This is a genomic window from Rossellomorea sp. LjRoot5 (assembly GCF_964253455.1).
Lineage (GTDB): Bacteria > Bacillota > Bacilli > Bacillales > Bacillaceae_B > Rossellomorea.
The window spans coordinates 3,759,465-3,775,344 of record NZ_CAXUQN020000001.1 but is presented as its reverse complement, the minus strand read 5'-3'; the positions used below and the strand labels follow the sequence as shown (position 1 = coordinate 3,775,344).

16 protein-coding genes are annotated in these 15,880 nt (G+C 45.1%); 10 read left to right on the top strand and 6 right to left on the bottom strand.

Features of this window, described 5'->3' with window-relative positions; genetic code table 11:
* Position 1: 1 nt before the first annotated feature.
* The gene (locus ACSQ2E_RS19355; RefSeq protein ID WP_435993255.1) at positions 2–1,705 is read right to left on the bottom strand and encodes a methyl-accepting chemotaxis protein; all 1,704 of its coding nucleotides are present in this window, start codon (positions 1,703–1,705) and stop codon (positions 2–4) included.
* Positions 1,702–2,838 carry an ATP-grasp domain-containing protein gene (locus ACSQ2E_RS19350; protein ID WP_435993253.1) on the bottom strand — a complete coding sequence of 379 codons (1,137 nt, stop codon included), beginning with the start codon at positions 2,836–2,838 and terminating at the stop codon, positions 1,702–1,704. The genes ACSQ2E_RS19355 and ACSQ2E_RS19350 overlap by 4 nt, the downstream gene beginning before the upstream one ends.
* A gap of 379 nt (positions 2,839–3,217) precedes the next feature.
* On the opposite strand from ACSQ2E_RS19350, the gene ACSQ2E_RS19345 reads away from it, so the two are divergent.
* Positions 3,218–4,561 carry a copper amine oxidase gene (locus ACSQ2E_RS19345; protein ID WP_435993251.1) on the top strand — a complete coding sequence of 448 codons (1,344 nt, stop codon included), beginning with the start codon at positions 3,218–3,220 and terminating at the stop codon, positions 4,559–4,561.
* Between the two features lie 63 nt (positions 4,562–4,624).
* Positions 4,625–5,599 carry a sortase domain-containing protein gene (locus ACSQ2E_RS19340; RefSeq protein ID WP_435993249.1) on the top strand — a complete coding sequence of 325 codons (975 nt, stop codon included), beginning with the start codon at positions 4,625–4,627 and terminating at the stop codon, positions 5,597–5,599.
* Between the two features lie 89 nt (positions 5,600–5,688).
* Here ACSQ2E_RS19340 and ACSQ2E_RS19335 read toward each other — a convergent pair whose 3' ends face one another.
* Positions 5,689–6,534: a hypothetical protein gene (locus ACSQ2E_RS19335; RefSeq protein ID WP_435993247.1), complete on the bottom strand. Its 846-nt coding sequence runs from the start codon at positions 6,532–6,534 to the stop codon at positions 5,689–5,691.
* A complete protein-coding gene (locus tag ACSQ2E_RS19330) occupies positions 6,521–7,429 on the bottom strand; it encodes a WD40/YVTN/BNR-like repeat-containing protein (protein ID WP_435993245.1) in 909 nt (302 codons plus the stop codon). Before ACSQ2E_RS19330 ends, ACSQ2E_RS19335 begins: the two co-directional genes overlap by 14 nt.
* Positions 7,430–7,526: 97 nt before the next feature.
* Here ACSQ2E_RS19330 and ACSQ2E_RS19325 point away from each other — a divergent pair, with 97 nt between their 5' ends.
* From ACSQ2E_RS19325 to ACSQ2E_RS19305, 5 genes are all read left to right on the top strand, one after another.
* Positions 7,527–7,724, top strand: coding sequence for a hypothetical protein (locus ACSQ2E_RS19325; RefSeq protein ID WP_435993243.1), 198 nt, complete (start codon positions 7,527–7,529; stop codon positions 7,722–7,724).
* On the top strand, positions 7,721–8,017 hold the full coding sequence (locus tag ACSQ2E_RS19320; RefSeq protein ID WP_435993241.1) for an RNA polymerase alpha subunit C-terminal domain-containing protein: 297 nt from the start codon (positions 7,721–7,723) through the stop codon (positions 8,015–8,017). Before ACSQ2E_RS19325 ends, ACSQ2E_RS19320 begins: the two co-directional genes overlap by 4 nt.
* Positions 8,018–8,924: 907 nt before the next feature.
* Positions 8,925–9,818, top strand: coding sequence for a cidABC operon transcriptional activator CidR (gene cidR / locus ACSQ2E_RS19315; protein ID WP_435993239.1), 894 nt, complete (start codon positions 8,925–8,927; stop codon positions 9,816–9,818).
* Positions 9,819–10,007: 189 nt separating this feature from the next.
* Complete coding sequence (locus ACSQ2E_RS19310) at positions 10,008–10,544, top strand: acyl-CoA thioesterase (protein WP_034761531.1); 537 nt, start codon at positions 10,008–10,010, stop codon at positions 10,542–10,544.
* Complete coding sequence (locus ACSQ2E_RS19305) at positions 10,541–10,915, top strand: hypothetical protein (protein ID WP_435993237.1); 375 nt, start codon at positions 10,541–10,543, stop codon at positions 10,913–10,915. The genes ACSQ2E_RS19310 and ACSQ2E_RS19305 overlap by 4 nt, the downstream gene beginning before the upstream one ends.
* A 108-nt stretch (positions 10,916–11,023) precedes the next feature.
* On the opposite strand, the gene ACSQ2E_RS19300 is transcribed toward ACSQ2E_RS19305, so the two are convergent.
* Complete coding sequence (locus ACSQ2E_RS19300; protein ID WP_435993235.1) at positions 11,024–12,394, bottom strand: PLP-dependent aminotransferase family protein; 1,371 nt, start codon at positions 12,392–12,394, stop codon at positions 11,024–11,026.
* Positions 12,395–12,525: 131 nt separating this feature from the next.
* Between ACSQ2E_RS19300 and blaOXA the strand changes: the two genes are divergently transcribed.
* The 3 genes from blaOXA to ACSQ2E_RS19285 all read left to right on the top strand — a co-directional run bounded on the left by blaOXA (position 12,526) and on the right by ACSQ2E_RS19285 (position 14,494).
* Positions 12,526–13,308, top strand: a complete 783-nt coding sequence (gene blaOXA, locus ACSQ2E_RS19295) for a class D beta-lactamase (protein ID WP_435993233.1) — start codon at positions 12,526–12,528, stop codon at positions 13,306–13,308.
* 166 nt (positions 13,309–13,474) lie between these two features.
* Positions 13,475–13,915, top strand: coding sequence for an N-acetyltransferase family protein (locus ACSQ2E_RS19290; protein WP_435993231.1), 441 nt, complete (start codon positions 13,475–13,477; stop codon positions 13,913–13,915).
* Between the two features lie 81 nt (positions 13,916–13,996).
* Entirely contained in the window at positions 13,997–14,494 is a 498-nt protein-coding gene (locus tag ACSQ2E_RS19285; RefSeq protein ID WP_435993229.1) for a hypothetical protein, read from the top strand.
* A 130-nt stretch (positions 14,495–14,624) separates the two neighbouring features.
* On the opposite strand, the gene ACSQ2E_RS19280 is transcribed toward ACSQ2E_RS19285, so the two are convergent.
* Positions 14,625–15,818, bottom strand: a complete 1,194-nt coding sequence (locus ACSQ2E_RS19280; RefSeq protein WP_435993227.1) for an MFS transporter — start codon at positions 15,816–15,818, stop codon at positions 14,625–14,627.
* Positions 15,819–15,880 lie beyond the last annotated feature (62 nt).

The following is a 15,880-nucleotide window of genomic DNA, read 5'->3' as shown; positions in this document are numbered from 1 at the left end:
ATTATGACAGCTTGTAGTTCTGGACAAGTTTCTTTAAGGAATCTGCCAATTCTTTAAGGTCCTGATTTTGATTTCGTAACATGCTGACGGTGGAATGTTGTTGTTGAGAGGCAGCTGAGATTTCCTGGATGGTGGCGACACCTTCTTCGGAAATGGCGGCTACTTCATGGATGGATTCGACTGTCCTTTGGGAGGTGTCTTGTATGTCCGCCACATCTTCTACCATGGTAGCTACCTGGTCAGTCAGGGAATCTACGGCTTGGAAAATCTGTTGGAACAATTCTCCGCTTGTTGAAACAAGGTCGGCACCATCTTTGATATCTGTGTTGATTTCTTTATTAGCGTGCAACATTTCATTTGTCTGGTCCGTGATGTCTTTCAGTACAGCATTGATGGTTTTGACGTTTTCATCGGTAAGGCTCGCCAATTTCTGCACTTCTTGGGCGACGATGGAGAATCCTTTTCCTGCTTCTCCTGCACGAGCAGCCTCTATGGAAGCATTGAGGGAAAGCAGATTTGTTTGATCTGCGACGTCTTTAATGAGATCGATGTCCCGGTTGATTTGAGAAATCTTTCCATCAAGTTGAGTCAATTTAGTGGAATTGATTTCCCCGTTGGATCTGATTTTGTTCATCTGGTCTTGGATTTTCTTGATTTTTCCGGTTCCTTCTTTGGCGATTTGACCGGTGCTTCGTGTGAATTGATCAATTTGTTTTGTTTGATTGGCTACGCTGGTAATTTTGTTGGACATGAGAGTCGAACCATTAGATATTTTATCAATATGGGCGGAACGGCTTTCGGTAGCATTGGCTTCTTCGCTTGTTCCGATGGCAATTTGATTGGAACCGTCGGCTAACTCATCAAAGGCTGTCAATAGGACGGCGCTTGTGTCATTGATCTGGTTGGCGTTGCCCTGTACATGGTGAATCACCTGTTTCAAGCTCGTTCTCATTTCTTCGTACCGGGCGGCCAGGGTACCGATTTCGTCTGCCCGGTCAGTGGTGATGCTTTCCGTTAGGTCGCCATTGGTGACCTTACTCATGGAAGACAAAAGCTGTTCAAAGTTTTTCTTCATTCTTCTGCCGATGATATACGATAAGATTGCACCGAGGAGAAGAGCAATCCCGATGAAGATGGATTGGAATATTGTAATATTCCTTTTTAAGTCTGATATAAATTGAGCACTCATGTCGATGCCGACAATGGCATTCGTTCCTTCAAGTGGGACGAAATAGGATTTATGCGTTCCCCACTCATCTGAATAAATCGATGAAAGGACAGGCTCCCGGTTGGAGAATGCCTTTGCCTGATCGTCGGTGAAGGGGGATTCGACCATTGTGTCAGGGCTGTCGTTCAGTCCTACGATGAAATCCTTCCCGTTTTTTTGTGTGAGAACATACACATACTCAATGCCTTCTTTTCCTTCAATAAACTGGTCTAACTCATTTCCCATGGCTCCGTTGCTTTTATCCTCATTTTGGATGATGTCATTCACGACTGTTTCATCGATTGACCTAGCCAAATTTTCTCCATTTATCGTCAACAGCTGATCAAATTGAGGCAATACGTGCTCTTCAAAAATGTACCCAGTCAAGAAACGGATAAATAAAAAGATAAGTGCGCCTAAAATAAAAAATGGGATAATGAAGCTTAAAAATAATTGCGCTTGAATCGATTTTTTCGGATTGAATAAATTCTTCATCATACGGCGGTCTCCTCTGTTTGTTTTAACCTGATGAATGTGGATAAATCCAGATGCAGTAACGCTTGCAATTCATCCATATCGGACGTTTGGAAGAAAATCACGGCAAAAGTCCGATCATTTGACGCCTGAATAGCCCGGTATTCAAGGACTTGGCTGAATTTGTCCATAAGCCCTTCATGGTCAATCGATTCAACAAAATGCTTACTGATTTCCAAAGGGATCTCTGCACAGAAGAACCCGTAAACCTCAGTTCCCTTTTGAGATAAAAGGTCTTCCCAATCGGGTTCTTTATTTTGAAAATAATGTTCCGCGCCATTGATTCCGAATGCGTGATGACTCAAGTCAGTCGTTCCAGCTCCTGCAAACCGGAGTGGATTCAGTTCGATGGCTCTGATCCCTTTCCGGCTTTTTCTCACCTCAAGGTGGAAGGGGAAGTTCTTTACGTCCATTCGTTCACTTAGCATATGGAGGAAGTCCTCGATTTCTTCCTTGATCTCGTTGATCACTTGTTTCGACGTAAAGTATATCCTGTCTGATGTGTCCCGGTTATTTATGAAAGTCCTTTTGAGAATGTTCAGGACCACTGGTTTACCTGAAGGAGTGACATAACAATCCACGGCATACTCGTCTCCATCGATCCATTCTTCTATGATGATTTCTTCACCGTTAACAACCGTATTGGAATATGTATTTTTCGTGAGTAGCAGGTCTGCATATAAGCCTTCCACTGCCTGGTCCCACTCTTGTTCCGTTTCGATTATATAAACACCGATACTCGAGTATCCCTTATTCGGTTTAATAACGACCGGGAAAGGGATTTTTTCCTTGTTCAACTGAAGTAACTCTTCAAGTGAGACGAGGCGAAAGTAATAGTCGGGGTACACACTTGATAAGAATTGACGGAAGCGGGCCTTGTTCTTCACCAACTTGGATGCGGTGGTAAAAGGATGGGAAGGAGCCTCTTTTTCCAAAACGGTCAAGCAGCTTTCAGAATTGGTCAGCACCTTATCCTCTTCACGGATCGCCGGATGTCGCCCGTCCGTATCGTAGTAGATCGGCAGCTTTAAATCAATTGCGGTCTTTAGTAATAAAGGTGAAACAATTTGGTTTTCTAAAATAATAATAAAAAACACCTCCTATTTTATATAGTAGTTATCGGTCTTAAGGTTGGTATGTTAATAATGATTACCGTATTCCGAAAATTCCAGTAATGAAGACGTGTTATTGAGAACGTGCTGAACGGTTCTGTACCTGGAAAGTTCTTTATTCATGGGGTAGGTGGCTCAAGCGGTAGGTGGGTGTGACAACCCATTATATTGGGAATAAGAGGGTATTTGTTCTTAATTGCGTTCTTGGGTTTTTGTGAATTGTCTGTAATTCAGAGTTCTTTTTTAAAAAAGTAAACTCTCCTATTCAGTATAAAATTTTTTTATAAAAAAGTGATCCATATCAAAATACGCTGCGTTATCTTACCAGAATAAAAAAACAAAACGAAAAAGGAGAGTTTAAAAAATGAAAAAAACAAAACTACTTAAGAAAATCGCAGCACCGATGTTAGGATTATCTCTACTCGCTCCAACGGCAAGTTTCGCGGCAGAAACACCGACAGCGGTGACGCCGGCTTCCGATCTTCGTTCCACACTGGATCAATTACTATCTGAACACTATGTATTAGCGGTCAACGCTATGGTGAAGGATTACAAGGATGCACCGGATGAGAAAGAGGCATATGAAGCACTTAATCAAAATGCACTGGATATGACACCGGCGATTGAGTCGATTTATGGTAAAGAAGGTGCTCAGAAATTCGAAGAAATTTTTGCAGGGCATAATGAATACTCACCGGATTTCGTTGAAGCAGCAAAATCAGACGACGCAGATATGAGAAAAGCGGCTGAAGCCGAAGTGAAAGATTTCGTCAACGAATTCTCAAGCTTTCTTTCAACAGCAACAGAAGGAAATCTTCCTGAAGCGGCAGCGAAAGAAGTATTAACAGCACATGAAATGGATGTCATCGAAGCATTTGACAGCTATGTAGAAGAAGACTACAAAGGATATCAAACGAACTTCAAAGAAGGGTACGACAGAATGTTCGATATCTCGAAAGCATTATCCGGAGCGATCGTGACGCAGATGCCGGATAAATTCAACAACACGAAAGTAGATGCACCGGCAGCGGAATTACGCTCTACACTCAATAATCTGGCTGCAGAACACTTTGCACTGGCAGCGATGAGCATGCAAAAAGGTGTCAACGAAGCGCCTGATTATGATACAGCGACTTGGGCAGAAGATATGAACACCGAAGCTTGGACGAAAGCAATCGGATCCATTTATGGTGAAGAAGGTGCGGCAAAATTCAAGAAATTATGGACAAGTGAGCACATCAATGCACAGGCAGATCTTGTGAGCGCGACACTGGCAGGTGACGATGAAGGGGTGAAGGCAGCGAAAGACAGCCTCGGTATGTTCACAGAAGAATTCGGTACGTTCCTGGCAACGGCAACAGAAGGAAATCTTCCGAAAGACGCGGCCATCTCTTCTTTGAAAACACATGAAGATCAAGTCGTGAAAGCGTTCGACTCGTATGTAGCGGAAGATTATAAAGCAAGCACCGATACATTCCGTGAAGGTTATGCATTCATGTTCGGTGTAGGGAAAGCTCTTGGGGACGCGATTGTGAAGCAGAATCCTGAGAAGTTCGCTTCAAGTGACATGCCGGAACAAATGCCAAACACCGGAATGGGTGGAGCAGCCGATGAAGGAATGCCGATGGCCGCATGGATCACATTTGTAGCGGTAGCAATGATGGCTGGCGGAATCATCATCAAGAAGAAGTTTGCGGATCAACAATAAACATAGAGCCATGAGGAGAGCGGGATCACGCTCTTCTCTCTTCTCTTAAGTGGAGGGAAAACGATGAAGAAACGAATGCTTATCATACTGATTGCAGTCTTGATGATTGGTGCAGTGGGCTTTCAGGCAATCGCCAAAAATGAACCTGAGAAAGATACCAGCACCGCCCAATCCGTCGAGAAACCGACAGTGAACAAAGAAAAAACCAAAAGCGGGGTGGGTACCGCCCACAAGGAAGAAGAATTTGTTCTTCTTGACTCTTTAAAGAAGAAGAAGACAGAGCTTGAAGAGCAGGTAAAGGTTCAAGAAGAAGGAATTACGCCTTCCCATGTCCAGATCCCGAGCATGGACATCGATACGAACGTCATCCCAGTCGGACTACTTGAGAACGGGGAAATGGAAGTTCCGGAAGAAACGGATGTCGTTGGCTGGTATGATCGTGGTGTAAAGGTCGGAGCCAAGGGGAATGCTGTCCTTGCTGGTCATGTCGATAGTAAAGAAGGACCGGCAATCTTCTTTTATCTAAAGAACATCGAGATAGGGGAAAAGGTCATCGTCACAGATGAAGAAGGAATGAAGCGAACGTTTGAGGTGAAATCAAAGGAAAGCTATCCGAGTGACGAAGCGCCAATCGAGAAAATCTTCGGTCCATCGGATAAACGGAACCTGAATGTCATTACATGCACAGGTACGTTCAATCATGACAAGCATCTCTATCCGGATCGGCTGGTCGTGTATACAGAACTCATCTCTGAAACAAACGTCAATGAAGTGAAAGCGCCAGAACCTCCAACGACTGTTCAGGTAGATACAGGGTCGGTTTCATGGCATTCGGTAAAAAGTGATACCGTCATGGGATATAGAGTCTATAAAAAGGCTGTGGATGCGAAAGAGTACAAACATATTGCAAGTATTTCTGCACATGAACGAAAGAGCTTCTTTGATGAAGAAGCCGAAAAGGGAGATTCATATTACATCACTACGGTGAACATTGAGGATAAGGAATCCGATCCTTCTGAAAAAGTAGAGGTGGATTAAGGTCTTGCGAGGAGAGTTTCTGCCAAGGCAGAGGTGTAAACCAAGATATAAGGCAGTCGTAATCGTCTACACGATCACGACTGCCTTTTTCATTCCACATACGTAAGTCTGATGGGCCTTACAGATTTCATAGTTACTTGATATAGAGTTATATCACCTGCTGGAGGCTTCGGATCATTCGAATGACTTTGGAAATTTTCATTTAATCCAATGGTCCATTCCGCTTCCCCATTATGCATCAGAACGATGGCAATAGTTCCGAATTGGACGACATTGTCCCAGCTATACTCTCCGGATTTTCCATTGTAGTTGACGGAGATTCCGTCTGGTCTGCTTTCGATTCTTGCACCGTTTCCTTCCCATTGACCCTGAATCGTCGGACCGACATACGTGTAGGAAATGCCTGAATCTCTTGCGCCGTATGTGCCGATGTACTGGTGAATGCTTTTGTCAGCGGCTTGATAGGTCAACGCCGCAATGTCATTTTCAAGCCACTTCAGCTTGAATTTCCCTTGTGTTTCGTAGGGAAGGACTTCTTTCGGTCGGGCGAAGAGCCGGTAATAGGTTCTGTAATAGACGGCTTCACCCGTTTTTCTGTTTTCTTTTAAGACGAACTGATTTTTCATGTCTGGTGAAAAGCTTACAATCTGCTTTGTTTGCTGACTATGGTTCAGGATGAGTCCCCCTTGAAGGAGGATAAGAATACCCACTATCACGTATGAGATGATCTTCCACGTTTTCGGAATGGAAAAGAGAAGTAAGATAGAAGCAGCCATGCCCGCCACGATTAGGATATTTATTGCATAGAATAGACGATTATCGATGTATTCCAATTCATATGTCGCGTGGAGGAAGAGGTATCCCATCTGGAAAATGAATAAGACGATGGATAAGACGAAAAGCATACGCCCGGTTATCTTCTTAGTTGGTTTCATCAGGCCGAACCTCCTTCTGGAATGACCAGGTCCGTCCCTGATCTTCTGAGATGAATTTCCCTTTAACCTTTCCGCCTTCATAATCACCGTTCGGACCTTGATTGACGTAGACGGCCAGGTGATCTTCTTCTTTGAATGGTACTTCCGCTATGACAAAGGTCCTTTTATACTGATCCGGAATCTCAATCGTTGCCTTGCTCCACGATTTTCCCCCGTCTTGTGTGACATGAAGGTCCGGTTCTTCCGGGTTAAGGATGCCGAATGAGAGGAAGCCGGTATCTTCTTCTATAAAGCCCCCGTCGTAAATGAGTCGGGTGATGTCCGGTCGGGGCATCTCCTTCCAGGTCTTCCCGCCATCTTTCGATAAGTAGACGGTGATCATTTCCTGTGACATCGTCCGGTCGGCAGAGAGGATCACATAGCCGAAGGATTCATTGAGAAAGCCGACTTTCCTGAAACGGAGTGGAGGAGAAGAAGCTGTGACCTTGGCCTCTTCCCATGTCGCCCCTTTGTCCTTTGAAAAAAGTAATTGGACGCTTTTATCGACGGAATAATCACCGGCATATAAGAAGGCAGCAAGATCTTCTGTCAGAATATAACTATCCTCTATCAGCTCATCTTCACTCCCGGAATACTCCCCTTGAAATAAATTATCTTTTTCCACAGGTACTTGAATCCACTTTGCTCCATTGTTGTAGGTGATCTGCAGCTGATCCTGTTGAAGCGAATATCCGACAGGTGCTGTTTCATCCACCGATTGAAGTGGAGGGGGGCCGGGATCACTTATTTCCGGTGTCTCCGGTTTGCTTACATTAGGCTCTTTTTCAAAAAAGTACGTGCCTGCGATGATCCCGATGACCATCAGACAAGCCGTCCCGATCATGATGTATTTCACATTACCAGACTCCTTTGGTTATATTTTCTATTTTACCATGAGGAAAGGATTGAACAGAATAACATATTTTGGAATAATGAAAGTGAGGAGGGGAAATGTGAAAATAAATGCGTATCTTATACGCCTGTCGTTTTCCATCATGGTCATCTTTGGTGGGACACTTGCGATTGTTTATATAAAAACGGGAGATCTACTTGTGTACCATCTGATTGCAACATGTGTTGGGGTGGTTCTTCTTTTCACTTCATGGCTGTGGAGATCAAGGAACAAGGTAAAAGAGGGGGAAGTGATTTGACTTCTAAGGAAAAAGTGAAGATATGCGACAACGGGCATACCTATGTGAAAAAAAGGGATTGCCCGACTTGTCCCGTTTGCGAAAAAGAACGGAAACCTGACACAGGATTTCTATCGATTCTCTCAAGCCCGGCAAGAAGAGCGTTGGAGAATAACGGGATCACGACGCTTGAAGAACTGGCTGGATTAAGTGAGAAGGAGATTCTTGCTTTTCACGGGATGGGACCGTCTTCGATACCGAAGCTTCGGAAGGTTCTTGGAGAGAAGGGGTTGGGGTTTAGAGGGGAGGGGTGAGGAAATATGTCGATCATACATAGGCAGTACGAAGGTATACAAGACTATGATCGAATTCGAATACGAGATATGAACTGGTCGGGAAAAGATATGTTTGGAAGAAAGAGTAGAGAAAGGAAATATCGTTGAAGTAAAAAAGCTTCGAGACGGATGCTTTGTTATTATACGAAACAGTAGTTGACGTATGAATGATGAGTATACGTCTTTTTCTTTATATATCAAGGTTTTTGCGAAATCCAGTTAAAAAGAGGGACAGCACTTATCGGTTGGGAGATAAGACAAGGCTGACAAATAGACGGAATAATGAGACCGTCGATTAACTACTTTTAATAAATGCTCCATATTTTAGACAAATAAAAATTTAAAATTTCGTTAGGTTTCAATGATCAATTTAGTATTACCCAGAGTATCTTGACCCCTTTTTTAGCCTTAACTGTCTGAAAATCGATTTAAAGTCTCAAGGGGATTTTTGTAAACGATCGTGACTCTCTAGTGCATTAAAATAGCAGTTGAGATTCAGTGAGGTCAAGTAAAAGTTTCACATTTTAATTAATCGACAGTCTCATAATTCCGCTTAATTAGTCATTACTAGATAAAAAAGGCTGAAATAGACGGAAAGATTCCGCCTATTAAGATTCAAAGTACAAAAATAGGTGATTTTTCTGTGCGTAAGCGGAAAAATTCCGCTTATTCACCCCAAAAACAAGGTCCATTCTGAAAGTAAGCGGAAAAACTCCGCTTATTTTCCTTTGGGTGGTTCATCTATTTAATAGATTAGGATGAAAAGTATCACAAGTATGAAAGTAACTCGTCAAAGTTTGGTCGTCAATCAATTCGCCGTCCTTAACATTTATAATGAGTTTGTTATTATTATAAAGGAATGGATATCGGAAAAGAAGGTGCTCAAGTGGACATCAGACACTTAAAATATTTTATAGAAGTAACGAGATTCAAAAGTTTCACCCGTGCGGCGGATCATTTGTTTGTCACGCAGCCGACGATCAGCAAGATGATCCGGAACTTAGAGGATGAGCTCGGAGTGGAGCTGTTCGACCGTTCCCGGAAACAGCTTGTTCTGACGGATGCGGGGCGGGCGATTTTGACACAGGCACAGACGATCGATAAGGCGTTCGAGAATGTTCAACATGAGCTAGATGACCTGATCGGCCTCCAGCGGGGACATATCCGAATTGGACTGCCGCCCATCATGGATGCGGGTCAGTTCATCAAGGTTCTCGGGGAGTTCCATGCGCTCTATCCGGGCATCACGTTCCAGCTGATCGAGAACGGGACGAAGCGGATTGAAGAGGATATCCTTGCCGATCAATTGGATGTCGGAGTCGGGGTGCTGCCTGCCGCTGAGGAGGATTTTCATCATTTTTCATTTATGAGGGAAGAACTCCGGGTTGTAGTGCCGAGGACGCACCGGTTAGCGGGCAGGAAGCAAGTGAAATTAATGGAGCTAGAAGATGAACAACTTATTCTTTTTAACAAGGACTTCGCGTTGAATGACCGAATCCGTGAGGCATGCAAAGAAGCCGGATTTCTTCCGAAAGTGGTATCAGAAAGCTCCCAATGGGACTTTATCGGGAAAATGATCGAGGCTAAGCTTGGAATTTCGATCCTGCCTTACAGCGTGTATGAACAGTTGAAGGAGGATTTGGTTTCCATCCGTGTCGTTAAACCTGTCATCGAGTGGGACCTCGCCATCATTTGGAGGAAAAATCAATACTTATCGTATGCCACGAAAGAGTGGCTCACCTTTACCCAGGAACGATTAATGGGGAGCATTTCTGACTGAGGGATGCTCTTTTTTTTGCCCCGATTTAGGAAAAATGGGTATTGATACCATTCAATTGTAAGCCATTGCATAGACAGTATCTATGCTGATGATAAGGAACATTCATTTCACTTATCCTGATTCGGGGCGTACACTTTGGGTATCAAACGTTTGAAATACCAATACACAAACAGAAGGGACTTATTCTTCATGCCAAACAAGAAGCATCCGAAAGAGAGTCTGGTCGTCAGTACGGACCAGGTCATGATCAATGATTTAAACAACTACAACACCCTGTTCGGCGGGGTTTTGATGAAGAAGCTTGATAATAATGCGACGCTATCTGCTAGACGTCATGCACGGGTGAAGGAATGTGTAACGGCGTCAACCGATTCCATCGACTTCCTGTATCCGATCCATCAAAGTGATTCTGTATGTGTCGAATCTTTCGTCTCCTATGTAGGGAATAAATCGATGGAAATCTTCTGCAAAGTGATCGCAGAAGATATGATCACAGGAGAAAGACGAATGGCAGCGACAGCTTTCCTAACCTTTGTCGCGCTTGATGAAAATAAAAACCCCGTCAAGGTACCGGAAATCGTACCGGAAACGGAAGAAGAGAGATTCTTGTTCGAATCAGGAAAAGAACGTGCGGAAAGAAGAAGGGTCCGCCGCAAACAGAGTAAGATCCTGAATGACATCATCGGACTCGAAAAACCTTGGAACATGGGAGGGGAGGCATCATGAGCATGATGGTAGCAGGAATGAACGAACTTCACGAAGCAAAAAAAGATGTAGAGGCCCTGAAACAGGATTACCCTGAACTGAATGATCAGCTCGTCCATGTGACCAGCCTGACGCGACAGCTGCAGCTGAAGTACGGCTATATGGGGTCCTTGTTACGGGACAAAGAGTTGCCGGATTACGAACCACAGTTTGTCCGGGACTCCATCCTCTCACTCTATCAGGATGAGGTCCGGAAGCTGAAAGAACACCCGAATATCGTTCAGCTGAAAGACATCATGAAAAAGCACAGACAAATCAGTGACTCGAAATTATTCTTATTGATCCTTGGCGCGAAGCCGGAACTGTTGCAGGGATCCACGATTATAAAATAATGGAGAGTGAAGCCGGAAGAGGGGAGTCTTCCGGCTTTTGATTTTAGTAGAATCGTTTTTTAGGAATTGGCATAAGTTTGGGACCACCCCTATTAAAACTAGCCCCGATCATCTCCAATACAGCCCTTTTTTTCGCTCATTCATCATTTCCTGAATGGTTTCTGCGATCCGCTCGATTCCTTCGCCAATCATGTAATCTTCCACGTGGGAAACACTGAGCCGGAGCTCGTCATGTCTCATGAAATCGTCAAGGTACATCGATTCCGTACTCTGAGCCAATACATTTTTCTCCTTTAACCGGTGGATGAACTCTCCTGCTTTTAATGGAGAAGGCAGCCTCACCGTAGAGTAGAACCCCGAGGCTGGGCAAGTATAAACCGTCCCCTCCGGCATGAACGTTCGATACGCCTCATGAAGCACCTCACCTTTTTGTCGGTATAGCTTCCGGATTTTTTCAATATGGGAAGCGAACATCCCGTTTTTTAAATAGATTTCCAAGGCCCCCTGAGTGATGACCGGTGTATGGACGTCTGCGGCAAACTTGGCACGTGTGAATCCTTCGATCAGCTCTGGAGGAAGAACAGCAAGCCCGAGACGTAAACCCGGCAATAGGGTTTTAGAAAAGCTCTTTGTATAAATGACCCTCCCGTTCGGTTGATAAGCAAACATGGGGTCTTGCTTCAAATCGGGATCCAGATCGCCCATATAGTCGTCCTCTACGATATACACATCATACCGTTCAGCCAGTTCGACGATTTTCCTTCTTTCTTCATTCGTGTAACTGTGCCCGGTGGGATTATGGAACCTCGATACCATGTAGAAGAACTTTATATTTTCATATTTAAAAAGCGTTTCGAGCCGCTGGAAGTCAGGTCCGTCCCTCCCGATTTCGATACCTAAACTTGGCTGGTCCTTCACCGACTCTATGAAACTGGGATGGGCGGGCTGCTCGGTCAGGATTACCTGCTTTCCATTCGGAAATGGTAGGCGGATCAATAGATGGAGAGCCTGTTGGGATCCGGTCGTCACTGCAATTCGTTCCGGCGTGGTAAACACTTGGAGATCACGCAGATGCCGGGCGAGTTCTGCGCGCAGGGAGCATAGCCCGAGAAGTTCCGAGTAGGTGAACATATCTTCTTTATACCGGTCGATGGCCTGGTTCATGCAGTGTTTGTAATCGAGGTAGGGCATTGCATGTTTATCGGGACCTGCGGATAGGAAGTCATAGACAGGTGCCTCGGAATCACGTTGTTTTTTATAAGGGAAATCTTCAACCAGATAATAGCCGCTTTTACTCACCGCATAAATCTTATGGCTGAATTCCAATTCTTTGTACGCTTTGATAACGGTATTCAAGCTGCAGGAGAACTCGTTCGCAAGGGATCGGATCGATGGCAGGCGGCTGCCGGGTTTGAGGTGACCGGTTTCGGCCAGCTTCTCAATGTAATGGATGATTTCTTCAAATTTAGCAGGTGGCATTAATTGTTTCCTCCTATCTGTAAGGGTACAGTCTATGAAAAACGGCGTTGGGCGATCTCGTTTCTGTCAGTATACTAAAAATCAAGAACGATAGGCTTGTCATTCTAGTAAACCATAAGGAGTGGATTGCAATGAAACGAATCGCTGCACTAGTACTGAGTTTTGCCCTGATCATCATGGGAGGAAATTACGCCGAGGCCAAGACAAATATTCAAACAGAGATTACCGACATGCTGAACGGAAAAGACGCAACGATCATCATCCGTAATGTGAAAACGGATAAAGAGTTCATCTATAACAAGCAACGGAGTGAGCAGCGATTCACCCCGGAGTCGACGTATAAAGTGCCTCACGCACTGATTGGATTGTCGACGGGAGCCGTCAGGGATGAATATGAGGTGAAAAGATGGGACGGAACGGTGAGGGAGTTTCCGGACTGGAACCGGGACCATAGTCTCGCATCCGGCATGAGATACTCCGTCATCTGGTACTATCAATCAATGGCGCGGGACATCGGAGAAGAGAGAATGCAGGAAAATCTGAAGCTGATGGATTACGGAAATGAAGACATCTCAGGAGGTATCGACACCTTCTGGCTCGACAGTAGTTTGAAAATATCCGCCCGGGAACAGACCGACTTTTTCGAAGATCTTGTAGAAGAAAGCCTTCCCTATGATAAACAGCAGATGAGAACGGTGAAGCGCATGATGATCAATGACGAACAGAATCATTATACCATTCACGGCAAAACCGGCACCCGGCTAACGGATTATGGGCTCGGCTGGTACACGGGCTATGTGGAAACGGACAAGGGAGACTGGGTATTTGCCGTCAATCTTGCTGGAAGCGGAACAGAAGCAAAGAATGTGACGGTCGATGTGTTGGAGAAGCTTAAGATCATACGGAAAGAATAAATGTGAGAGCTTACCTTTGGCGGGTAAGCTCTTTTTCTGCTTCAAAAAAAGATTGATAAAGATTCCATTATTTGAAATAATTAGAAAAACATTTTAAAAGAGAAAAAGAAGGGTTGAGGTGGACTACGATGAAACGATTGGTGGAAGGCTCATTGGAGGTGCTTGAATGAAAGCAGACATCATTTCCTTCGACCCGCAGTATGCCGAAGAAACGGTGGCTATGTGGCGGGAAAGCAAAGAACGTGCCATTGGCCAAAAAGAAAAGCACAGCGTGGAAAGTCATCTCTACTTTTTAAGCCAAATCCTGCATGAAGAGTTTGAAATCGATTTGGCACTGCTTGATGGAAAGGTCGTCGGGATGAGCGCATATAATGAAACGGAAATCAGTCAGCTTTACATTCACGTAGAGTATCAAGGACGAGGAATCGGCCGGATGTTACTGGAAAAAGCAAAGGCGAAGTCCGGTGGGCGCTTGACTCTATACACCTTTGAAGTGAATCGAAATGCGCAGATGTTTTATGAAAAGAACGGGTTTGTCGTGATCGGCAGAGGTCATGAAAACGAGGAGAATTTGCCGGATATTCGGTATGAATGGAGAAGGACATGAGGAAATAACTGTTTTTTTGATAGCGATGGAATTCCGAACTCTTATCACAGGAAATAAGGAGCAGCCTAAGGAGATAGATGGATGAAGAAGCGCTTTGTGATGGCTATTCTGTTTTTGATGGTGGCAGTTGTGGTGGTAGGAGGCTATTTCTGGATAAAAAAGAACCCACCAATAGAGGTTGGAGTCGTTGCTCAAAATGCGACTGGGACGTCCGTCCTCGTGGAAGTGACCAACCATGGATGGAAAGATGCGAAAGTAACAGGGGTCACCGTCAATCATGATGAAGTTCCTGGTGAAGTGAAGATGCAGGTGAGTAATCTCCTGACGGGGTATGCGATCACCGATGGACCGGGGGATAAGCTCCCGGAAGGCATCAGGTTCAAAAATGTAGAGGAAGTAACGATTAAAGCGGGTCTCACTAATGCGGAACAATTGGATAGTGTAGATGCCGGGACAGCTACAAAGGAAGACATGATTTACGCCGTCAACGTGTTTCATGATGAGAAGGTACGGCGTGTGTTGATCGAATATGAATATCTGGGCATGACGTATCGGGAAATGGTGGAGGCCGATTTTTGAGCATGGATGCGCCAGGCTTAATGATGAGTGACTCTACGGTGAAGATTTTTCGACAAAGTGCTCATATATTTGGAAAGAGGATCATATCTACCCCGCCCCTAAGAAAGAGGACTTCATCGCAAGTCCTCTTTTATATTGATCGTACTGGGTCCCGCCTCCTCAACTTAAACGATATCCCAATCGAAATCACAGAAAGGGCAACAATCATCCACACGACACCTGGCCAGTCCCACTGATGATAGAAACTTCCACTAACGGTACCACCGACACTTGATCCGGCATAATAAGCAGATAAATAGAGTGCAGATGCCTGTGCTTTGTCATGCAAGGCTAATCGTCCGACCCAGCTGCTGGCAATCGAATGTCCGGCGAAGAATCCGTATGTGAAGACGGCGATTCCGATGATTTTCACCCATAGATTCGGGTGCAGTGTCGTTACGACGCCTGTTAACATGATGACGAGCGACAAAGGCAGGATTTTCTTTTTTCCATATTGATCTGCGAGCATTCCCATCCACGTCGAGCTGAAGGTGCCGACAATGTAGACGATGAAGATGAAGCCGACGACGGTTTGGCTGAGTGAGTAGGGTGGTGCGATCAGCTCGAATCCGATGTAATTGTAGAGTGAGACGAATCCGCTCATCAAGAGAAATCCGATGGAGAAAAGATACGTGAGTCCCGGGACCTTGAACTGACTGAACAGGGAACCTGCCAGGGACGTGAGCTTAAAGTTCTGGGGTTCGAAATGGGCAGGTCTCGGAAGCAGAATGATAAAGATGATGCTTGAAAACAGGCTGATGACCCCGATTCCCATCAAGGCAATATGCCAGCTGAAATAATCGGTGAGGACGCCGCTGATGATCCGGCCAGACATGCCTCCGATGGAGTTCCCGCTGATGTACAATCCCATGGCCATTCCGAGGCTCTTCGCTTCGATTTCTTCACCCAGATAAGCCATGGCGACGGCGGGAAGACCTGCAAGCGTAATCCCCTGGAGGATCCGGCCAATGACGAGCATATGAAAGCCTGATGCAAATCCCGTACAGATGGCAAGGATGGAAGAAGCCAGTAACGAGAAGGTCATCACGGATTTCCGGCCGTACACATCCGATAACGACCCCGCAATCAGCAGACTGATTGCCAGGGCGATGGTGGTGGATGATTGGCTGAGACTCGATGTGGCCGGGGAGACATTGAACTCACTGGCGATTTCCGGAAGCAGAGGCTGCGTTCCCCACAGAATCGCGAACGTACTGAAGCCTCCTGCAAACAAAGCCAGGTTGGCATTCTTGAACGCCTGGGTTCCCCGCATGATGTATTCCATGTCACAATACTCCTTTTTGTAATCATTCTCCCTCCATGATACACCTCTTTACAAAGCACTTC